At 36.9% G+C, this 7,676-nt stretch carries 12 protein-coding genes and 1 riboswitch; of the genes, 8 read left to right on the forward strand and 4 right to left on the reverse strand.

Annotated features, from left to right (window positions below):
* Positions 1-3 precede the first annotated feature (3 nt).
* Together traT and ACP5O9_RS07660 are read left to right on the forward strand one after the other, a co-directional pair.
* Positions 4-114 carry a complement resistance protein TraT gene (traT, locus tag ACP5O9_RS07655; protein WP_428723777.1) on the forward strand — a complete coding sequence of 37 codons (111 nt, stop codon included), beginning with the start codon at positions 4-6 and terminating at the stop codon, positions 112-114.
* 63 nt (positions 115-177) lie between these two features.
* Complete coding sequence (locus ACP5O9_RS07660) at positions 178-705, forward strand: hypothetical protein (protein ID WP_353686021.1); 528 nt, start codon at positions 178-180, stop codon at positions 703-705.
* 120 nt (positions 706-825) lie between these two features.
* On the opposite strand, the gene thiC is transcribed toward ACP5O9_RS07660, so the two are convergent.
* From thiC to thiS, 4 genes are read right to left on the reverse strand one after another with little or no spacing between them, the layout of a single operon-like run.
* Positions 826-2,109 (reverse strand): phosphomethylpyrimidine synthase ThiC, encoded by a 1,284-nt coding sequence (gene thiC / locus ACP5O9_RS07665; protein ID WP_353686022.1) that lies wholly within the window; start codon positions 2,107-2,109, stop codon positions 826-828.
* On the reverse strand, positions 2,106-2,717 hold the full coding sequence (thiE, locus tag ACP5O9_RS07670; RefSeq protein ID WP_353686023.1) for a thiamine phosphate synthase: 612 nt from the start codon (positions 2,715-2,717) through the stop codon (positions 2,106-2,108). The genes thiC and thiE overlap by 4 nt, the downstream gene beginning before the upstream one ends.
* Positions 2,714-3,487: a thiazole synthase gene (locus ACP5O9_RS07675; RefSeq protein WP_424905371.1), complete on the reverse strand. Its 774-nt coding sequence runs from the start codon at positions 3,485-3,487 to the stop codon at positions 2,714-2,716. The genes thiE and ACP5O9_RS07675 overlap by 4 nt, the downstream gene beginning before the upstream one ends.
* A 1-nt stretch (position 3,488) precedes the next feature.
* On the reverse strand, positions 3,489-3,686 hold the full coding sequence (gene thiS / locus ACP5O9_RS07680; RefSeq protein WP_353686025.1) for a sulfur carrier protein ThiS: 198 nt from the start codon (positions 3,684-3,686) through the stop codon (positions 3,489-3,491).
* Positions 3,687-3,736: 50 nt separating this feature from the next.
* A riboswitch (TPP riboswitch) is annotated at positions 3,737-3,842 on the reverse strand.
* Positions 3,843-3,927: 85 nt separating this feature from the next.
* On the opposite strand from thiS, the gene ACP5O9_RS07685 reads away from it, so the two are divergent.
* The 6 genes from ACP5O9_RS07685 to ACP5O9_RS07710 form a co-directional block, all read left to right on the forward strand.
* Complete coding sequence (locus ACP5O9_RS07685) at positions 3,928-4,440, forward strand: Fur family transcriptional regulator (protein WP_428723770.1); 513 nt, start codon at positions 3,928-3,930, stop codon at positions 4,438-4,440.
* Between the two features lie 31 nt (positions 4,441-4,471).
* Complete coding sequence (locus ACP5O9_RS07690) at positions 4,472-4,888, forward strand: ferritin-like domain-containing protein (RefSeq protein WP_353686027.1); 417 nt, start codon at positions 4,472-4,474, stop codon at positions 4,886-4,888.
* Between the two features lie 3 nt (positions 4,889-4,891).
* Positions 4,892-6,112 (forward strand): FprA family A-type flavoprotein, encoded by a 1,221-nt coding sequence (locus tag ACP5O9_RS07695; protein ID WP_353686028.1) that lies wholly within the window; start codon positions 4,892-4,894, stop codon positions 6,110-6,112.
* Between the two features lie 2 nt (positions 6,113-6,114).
* Positions 6,115-6,609 carry a rubrerythrin family protein gene (locus ACP5O9_RS07700; protein WP_353686029.1) on the forward strand — a complete coding sequence of 165 codons (495 nt, stop codon included), beginning with the start codon at positions 6,115-6,117 and terminating at the stop codon, positions 6,607-6,609.
* A 42-nt stretch (positions 6,610-6,651) separates the two neighbouring features.
* Positions 6,652-7,227 carry a flavodoxin family protein gene (locus ACP5O9_RS07705; RefSeq protein ID WP_428723771.1) on the forward strand — a complete coding sequence of 192 codons (576 nt, stop codon included), beginning with the start codon at positions 6,652-6,654 and terminating at the stop codon, positions 7,225-7,227.
* Positions 7,220-7,676: radical SAM protein (locus ACP5O9_RS07710; RefSeq protein WP_428723772.1), on the forward strand; the 457-nt coding region annotated here is incomplete at its 3' end. The genes ACP5O9_RS07705 and ACP5O9_RS07710, both read left to right, overlap by 8 nt.

A 7,676-nucleotide genomic window follows, 5' to 3' on the forward strand; every position in this document is an offset into this window, starting at 1 on the left:
CAGATTTATAGAACTAAAATTGTATGCACAGCACAGCAGACAAACATTGATAAAAAGGAAGCTGCAAGAGTAATTGCAGAAAAAATTGCAAGTCAGATTGGGGGAATGTTCTAAGATAAGCTATAAAACAGATAAAGTGCTGGGATACTCTCCCAGCACAAAGAAAAAGGAGGGAAAATGAAATCGTATTTCAATTTATGTATTCTTTTCTTTTTATTGCTTATTTATGGCTGTGCACCTTCAACTACCAAAGTACAATGGGAAACAGGACGCGTTATCAATCCCCAATTTGCAGAAAAGGTAATCATTGTTGAGAAATTTGAGTTTACAGCCCCACTTAAGAAAGGAATTAGAACTGAGGTATTAGTGAGTGGCGATATTTCGACATGTATTGTTAAATCTTTAAGAAATAATCTTATTGGTTATGCTGTTTTAAGAGAAGATGAAGCAAACAATATATCTCCTAATGCGATAGTTATTAAATTAACACCCACAAAAGTGACAACAGGGTATAATTTTTGGGGAACAAAGATTGTGGGAAATGTTTATGCTAAGGTTCAAGTTAATGACAGTCCAGTAGAGCTTGAAGGAGAAGGAAAAGCAAATGCTGAAATGCCGCCCACTAACTATGCATTTGAAACAGCTTTTAGTGAAGCCTGTGATGATCTTGCAGTAAAGGTGGATAAATTGTTGAATAAAAAATAAAACTCAAGCAACAGAGTAAAACAGTCATCGGAGAGGAATTATTCCTGACTTTATCAGTTTAGGGCTGATCTTTATCGTTTTAAAATCGTAAAACCTTGAAAAATCTATATCAAATTAGGTTCAAAGTTCAACAGCCCTTCGTGAAATCTTAATTGCACAAAACTCACCGCACATGCTGCAGACTTTTTCATCCTGAAGAGGTGGTCTTTCAGCTCGCATGGAGCTTACTTTTTCAGGGTCAAAAGACAGAGCAATCTGAGCCTGCCAGTCAAAGTTTCTTCTTGCTTCTGCCATTTTATTGTCTCTCTGCCATGCCTGAGGTAAACCCTTTGCAAGATCTGCTGCATGGGCAGCGATTTTTGAGGCAATTACACCCTCCTTTACATCTTCCTTATTAGGAAGCCTTATATGCTCTGAAGGGGTAACATAACACAGAAAATCAGCACCATACATCCCTGCAAGAGCGCCACCAATTGCTGCTGCAATGTGATCATAACCCATTGCACAGTCTGTTACAAGAGGACCAAGAACATAAAAAGGTGCTTCTTTGCATATGCTTTTCTGGAGTTTAATGTTTGTCTCCACATGATTCAAAGGAAGATGCCCCGGTCCTTCAATTATGCACTGAACTCCTTCTGATACAGCTATTTCTTTTAGTTTACCAATGGTTATTAGTTCAAGCAACTGATATTTATCTGTTGCATCAGCAAGACATCCGGGTCTTAATCCATCTCCAAGACTGAGTGTGAGGTCATATTTTTTTGCAATCTCAAGAAGTCTATCAAACTGCTCATAAAGAGGGTTTTCTTTTCCATGATAGCACATCCAGTTTGCAAGGATTGAGCCTCCCCTGCTTACAATTGGTAAAACTCTTTCGCCAGATTTAAGCATCTCCACAATCTTCATGGTGACACCGCAGTGAACTGTTACAAAATCAACGCCATCCTTTGCATGCTCTTCAATTACATCAAATATATCGTCAACGGTTATCTTTACTATACTTCCATATTTTTCAATCGCTCTTATAGCAACCTCATAAACTGGAACAGTACCAACGCTTAAAGGAGAATGCTTTATGACTGCCCTTCTCATCTCTGTGAGAGGACCTCCTGTTGAAAGGTCCATTACAGCATCAGCACCGTACTGGACAGCTATATCAAGCTTTTCAAGCTCTTCCTTTAGGTCTGTTTTATCTTTGGATGTTCCAATGTTGGCATTTATCTTAGTTTTCAACCCTTTTCCTATTCCAAGAGGCTTTATATGACGAAGAACATTCCTTGTTATAACTGCCTTTCCTTCTGCTATATTCTGAGAAAGCATTTCAGGAGAGATACCTTCCTCTTTTGCAACTTCCTTTACTTCATCGGTAATTATTCCCTTTTTTGCTAACTCAATTCTTGTCATGGCTTTTCTCCTAAAATTTCATTGAATTTTTTCACTGTTCCTTCAATGTCTTTCTGCCCTAAAATTCCAGTTATCATGGCAACTCCATCACAGTAAGGCATTACTTCATGGACATTATCAAGCTTAATTCCTCCAAGAGCAAAAACTTTGCATTTAACAGCCTCTTTTACCTCTTTTAATTTCTCTATGCCCTGCGGCTTTCCTTTCATGGGAGTATAAAAAACAGGGCTAAAGGTTATAAAATCAGCCCATTCTGAAGCTTCCCTTGCCTCCTGAACTGAATGGGTTGATACACCTATGATGAATCTATCCTTCCATACCTTTCTTACCACATGAGCAGAAAATCCGCCCTGAGGAAGGTGAACTCCATCAGCATCAACAGCCATAGCTACATCAATTCTGTCATTTATGAATAGCAAAGCGTCATTTCTTTTTGTTATCTCACGCATTTTGTTTGCAAGAAAATAAAGCTCCTTTGCAGTCAAATCCTTTTCCCTTAACTGAAAAGCCTTAACACCTGCTTTAAGTGCCATTTCCACTGCCTCTAAAAAGGCTTCTTCCCGTGCAAAAAGCTTTCTGTTACCTATGAGATAAAGCTTATGCTTCATGTAAGCATTCCCTCAATTGGTGAACTTGCAGAGGCATAAAGCTTCTTAGGAATTCTTCCTGCCTTGTATGCAAGTCTTCCAGCAATACAGGCATGCTTCAGTGCTTGAGCCATCATAATTGGGTCTTTAGCACCTGCAATTGCAGTGTTTACAAGAACCGCATCACAGCCAAGCTCCATTGCTTGTGATACATCAGAGGCTGTTCCCACTCCTGCATCAACAATTACGGGAACATTTACAGTCTCAAGAATTATCTTTATGTTGTAGGGATTTCTTATCCCAAGCCCTGAGCCAATGGGTGCACCAAGAGGCATAACTGCTGCAGCACCCGCATCAACAAGTCTTTTTGCTGTAATGGGATCGTCATTTGTGTATGGAAAAACAATAAAGCCTTCCTTTGCAAGAATCTCCGTTGCCTTAAGAAGTCCGCATACATCAGGGAAAAGTGTTTTTTCATCACCAATTACTTCAAGTTTAATCATATCTGAAACACCTGCTTCTCTTGCCAGTCTTGCATATCTCAAAGCATCTTCTACTGTGTAACAACCTGCAGTATTGGGAAGAATTTTGTATTTTTTTGGGTCAATGTAGTCAAGAAGATTTTCCTTTGAACGATCTATGATGTTTACTCTTCTTACTGCCACTGTTACCACATCTGTTCCAGAAGCTTCAATTGCACGGGCAGTTTCCTCAAAATCTCTGTATTTGCCTGTTCCAACCCATAGCCTTGACTTAAACTCAATTCCCCTGATAATTAATGGATCACTCATTTTATCCTCCTCCAACAAAGTTGACGATCTCAATTGAGTCGCCTTCTTTTATTTTATACTCATTAAATCTATCTCTTTTAATTATTTCAAGGTTGACCTCAACAACAACCCTCTGAGGATTTATTTCAAGCTCTTGTAAAAGCTCTGCTATGGTAGTTGCTCTTACATCCATCTCGTTTCCATTTACTCTTACCTTCATAAAACCTCCAAAATAAAAAACCTCTATCCCTGAAGGATAGAGGCTGGTTTTAACTCAGTCTCTCCCTTTCCCTACGCCGGTATTACCCGGATCAGGTTCAAGGGGTCTTCCCTTATCGGGAACTCTCAGGTCTTTTGACCTCCCCCAGGGATTAATTAATTGTATAAATTTATAACTGACTCTGTCAAATATGTGTTCGTTAATTTGACAAATAAATCATTTTTTATTTAGAATTATTTTAATGATGCCAAAAATAAAATGGACACCGCAAAGGCTTGCTATTTTGAAATATCTTGATGGAAATAAGCAGCATCCATCAGCAGAGGAGATTTATGAAGCCTTATCAAAGGATTTTCCCACAATGTCAGTTGCTACAGTTTACAATGTGTTAGAGTTTTTAAAAAGAACTGGCAGAGTTAAAGAGATTCATGTGGATCCTGAAAAAAGAAGATTTGACCCTGATACAACAGAACACCATCATGCAATATGCGTAAAATGTAAAAAAGTTTTTGACATTTATCAAAAAGTTGAGCTTCCTGATTTGCATAAGTATCTTACTCAGTTTGATATTCTTGATGCTAAATTAACAGTAGATGTTTTATGTCCTGAATGTAAAAAGAAAAAGGACTTTAAATTAGGCCTAAAAGAATATAAATGCTCTCAATGTGGTTCAATTAGAACAGCAAAACACAAACCTCAAAAATGTCTTTCCTGCGGAAGCAGAGGCTCCTTAAAAGAAATTAAACAACATTAAAAATTAAAGTATCAAAAAGAGAGGTGTTTTTATGATAAGTAATGAGCTTATGAATAAGTTGCAAAAAGCAGTTGCAAGAGAGCTCCAGGTAAGCATTCAGTACATGTGGCAACATGTTCTGGCAAAAGGAATTAAAGCAGAGCCTGTTGGTGCGCTTTTTAAACAGTTTGCGATTAATGAAATGCTTCATGCTGAAAAGATTGCAGAAAGAATAGCTTTTTACGGAGGCATTCCTACAACACAACCAGACCCGATAACAATTGGTAAGAACCTCACGGAAATGCTTCAGATTGATAAAAAAGCAGAGGAAGAAGCTGTTGCGCTTTACAAAGAAATTATCAAAATGGCTGAGAAAGAAGAAGACTATGTAACAAGGAAGCTCTTTGAACAGATACTTGAAGAAGAAGAGATTCATCTTGATAAATTCAGCTCACTTCTTGAGGAATAAAAAATGAAGCCAGTGGAATTAAAAAATCAGATTTACTGGGTTGGTGTTGTTGACTGGGCAATAAGGGATTTTCATGGTTATGAGACACCTCATGGAACAAGCTATAATAACTACCTTGTAGTTGATGACGAACCAGCACTGCTTGATGCAGTTCATCATGATTTTGTGAATATTTCAATTGAGAACATATCAAAAATCATTGATTCTAAAAAAATAAGACACATCGTAATAAATCACATTGAAAACGACCATGCCTCGGGTCTTGAAAAAATTCTTGAGATACTGCCAGAGGTAAATCTTTACATGACAGAAAAAGGTAAAAAGGGCTTAAGCAGATTTATGAATTTATCCAGATACAAAGTCAATATCGTAAAATCAGGAGATAGCCTTAAGATTGGCAAAAGAACCCTTCATTTCATTGAAACACCCATGATGCACTGGCCTGACTCCATGTTTACCTATATCAAAGAAGAAAAAATTCTCATAAGTCAGGATGCCTTTGGTCAGCATATGGCAACTATTGAAAGATTTGATGATGAGTTTGTTCAGAACCATTCAATGGAAGAGCTGGAAGATGCAGTGATTGATTATTATGCAAACATTCTGATGCCCTATGGAAATGTTATTAAGGCAAAAATTGAGGAAATAAAAAAGCTTGGCATTGAAATTGAAATGATAGCTCCAGATCATGGCGTTATCTGGCGTTCCCATATAGACAGGGTATTAAATCTTTATTCTGATATGGTTGAGGCAAAAGCAAAATTGAGCACCACGATTGTCTATGATACCATGTGGCACAGCACAGAACAGATGGTATTTCCAATTGCAAAGGGGCTTGAAGATGAAGGGATTCCTGTAAAAATAATTAAACTCAGGGCAACCCCAAAATCAGTGGCAGTAAAGGAAGTATGGAAGTCAAGAGGAGTTATTGTTGGTTGTCCTACATTAAATAATGGAGTTTTTCCATCAGTTGCTGAGTTTTTATCTTATCTTAAAGGTCTTAGGCTTAAAAACAGGTTATTTGCTGCATTTGGAAGTTATGGCTGGTCTGGTGAGGCAGTAAAGGACATGTATGAAACAGCTAAATCAATGAAACTTGATGTTTTTGAACCGGGTATAAGAGTTTTATACAAACCATCAGAGGAGGATCTGGCTAAATGCTATGAATTTGGCATAGCCTTTGGAAAGGCTTTAAAAAAATATCATGCAAAAATGGAGGTGTAAAAATGGAAAAAACACTTAAGAATTTGATGGAAGCCTTTGCAGGAGAGTCTCAGGCAAACAGAAAATATCTTGCCTTTGCTAAAAAAGCAGAGGAAGAAGGATATCCCGCAGTTGCAAAGCTTTTTAAAGCTGCTGCTGATGCTGAAACAATTCATGCAATGAACCATCTTAAAGCTGCAAATGGAATTAAAAGCACAAGAGAAAATCTTGAAGCTGCCATCAATGGAGAAACCTACGAATTTGAAAAAATGTATCCACCAATGATTAAAGATGCAGAAGCAGAAGGTGCTACTCAGGCAAAAAGAAGCTTTTACTATGCTAATGAAGTAGAAAAAGTACATGCTGAGTTATTCAAAAAAGCCCTTGAAAATCTTGATAAAAAATTGGATGCTGATTATTATGTCTGTCAGGGATGTGGGCATACAGTAGAAGGTGAACCACCAGATAAATGTCCTGTTTGTGGTGCTCCAAAGAAGATGTATAAAAAAATTGAATAAAACTAAAGCTCCCTCCATAATGGAGGGAGCTTTTACAGAAAGATGAAAATTCTTGCCATATTAGGCTCACCAAGAAAAGGAAACTCTGAAATACTTCTTAATGAAGCAGTGAAGCTGTGTAGTGAAAAAAATCATGCAATAAATCTCATAAAAGCCTGTGATTTAAACATCACAGGGTGTACTGCCTGTGATGGATGTAAAGATACTGGTGAGTGCATTATTCATGATGATATGGATAAAATTTATCCTTTACTCAGAGATGCAAACAGAATCATAATTGCATCACCCATATTTTTTTTTGGTGTTCCAGCTCAGTTAAAGCTTATTATTGATCGATGTCAGTGCTTCTGGTATGAAAAATATGTTTTAAAAAGACCGATTCCAGAAAAAGAGTTTAAAAGAAAAGCTCTCATTATGCTTGTTGGTGGAATGAAAAAAGGACAAATTGGAGTTACCTGTGCAGAGGCAACACTGAAAGCCTTTCTCAGAACGATCAATGTAAATGAGCACAGAACAATCTCTTACCTCGGATATGAAGAACCAGGGTCTTTATTGAAAAATTCCGAAGTAATCAATGATTTAAAAAATGCTATGATAGAACTACTGACAAATGATTGAATATGTCCAGTTTTTTCCCACACTAAGATGCAATAAAAACTGCGAATTCTGTTTTAATAGAGTAAATCGCTCTTTTGAATCTATAGAATTTCCTCCAGATAAAATTGAAGATTTTGTAGATATTTTAAAAAGAAATAATATTCTGCACCTTGATATCCTTGGTGGTGAGCCTTTTCTTTATAAAGCTCTTGAAAAGTTGGTGAAATCAGCCATTGAACATGAAATAAAAGTAACCATCAGTACAAATGGAAGTTTTGAGAAAAAAATAGAAAGACTGTTAAAACTTAATAAAAATGCCAGAGTACAAATAGGAATATCCATCAATGATGGAATAAATCAAAGTCTTCTTGATTTAATAAGAAAACATAAGTTATGGATTAAAAGCGTTATATCAAGAAAACAGACTCCTCACAGAGAAATCGTAAAATTTGCAAAAAGCAATGGGATTG

The sequence above is a fragment of the Thermodesulfovibrio sp. genome (assembly GCF_049969575.1).
Lineage (GTDB): Bacteria > Nitrospirota > Thermodesulfovibrionia > Thermodesulfovibrionales > Thermodesulfovibrionaceae > Thermodesulfovibrio > Thermodesulfovibrio obliviosus.

What these genes read in the sequence shown, in the direction of transcription:
- ACP5O9_RS07660 (WP_353686021.1), top strand. Translation starts at nt 178, where the DNA reads ATGAAATCGTATTTCAATTTATGTATTCTTTTCTTTTTATTGCTTATT.
- thiC (WP_353686022.1), bottom strand. Translation starts at nt 2,109, where the DNA reads ATGACAAGAATTGAGTTAGCAAAAAAGGGAATAATTACCGATGAAGTA.
- thiE (WP_353686023.1), bottom strand. Translation starts at nt 2,717, where the DNA reads ATGAAGCATAAGCTTTATCTCATAGGTAACAGAAAGCTTTTTGCACGG.
- ACP5O9_RS07675 (WP_424905371.1), bottom strand. Translation starts at nt 3,487, where the DNA reads ATGAGTGATCCATTAATTATCAGGGGAATTGAGTTTAAGTCAAGGCTA.
- thiS (WP_353686025.1), bottom strand. Translation starts at nt 3,686, where the DNA reads ATGAAGGTAAGAGTAAATGGAAACGAGATGGATGTAAGAGCAACTACC.
- ACP5O9_RS07685 (WP_428723770.1), top strand. Translation starts at nt 3,928, where the DNA reads ATGATGCCAAAAATAAAATGGACACCGCAAAGGCTTGCTATTTTGAAA.
- ACP5O9_RS07690 (WP_353686027.1), top strand. Translation starts at nt 4,472, where the DNA reads ATGATAAGTAATGAGCTTATGAATAAGTTGCAAAAAGCAGTTGCAAGA.
- ACP5O9_RS07695 (WP_353686028.1), top strand. Translation starts at nt 4,892, where the DNA reads ATGAAGCCAGTGGAATTAAAAAATCAGATTTACTGGGTTGGTGTTGTT.
- ACP5O9_RS07700 (WP_353686029.1), top strand. Translation starts at nt 6,115, where the DNA reads ATGGAAAAAACACTTAAGAATTTGATGGAAGCCTTTGCAGGAGAGTCT.
- ACP5O9_RS07705 (WP_428723771.1), top strand. Translation starts at nt 6,652, where the DNA reads ATGAAAATTCTTGCCATATTAGGCTCACCAAGAAAAGGAAACTCTGAA.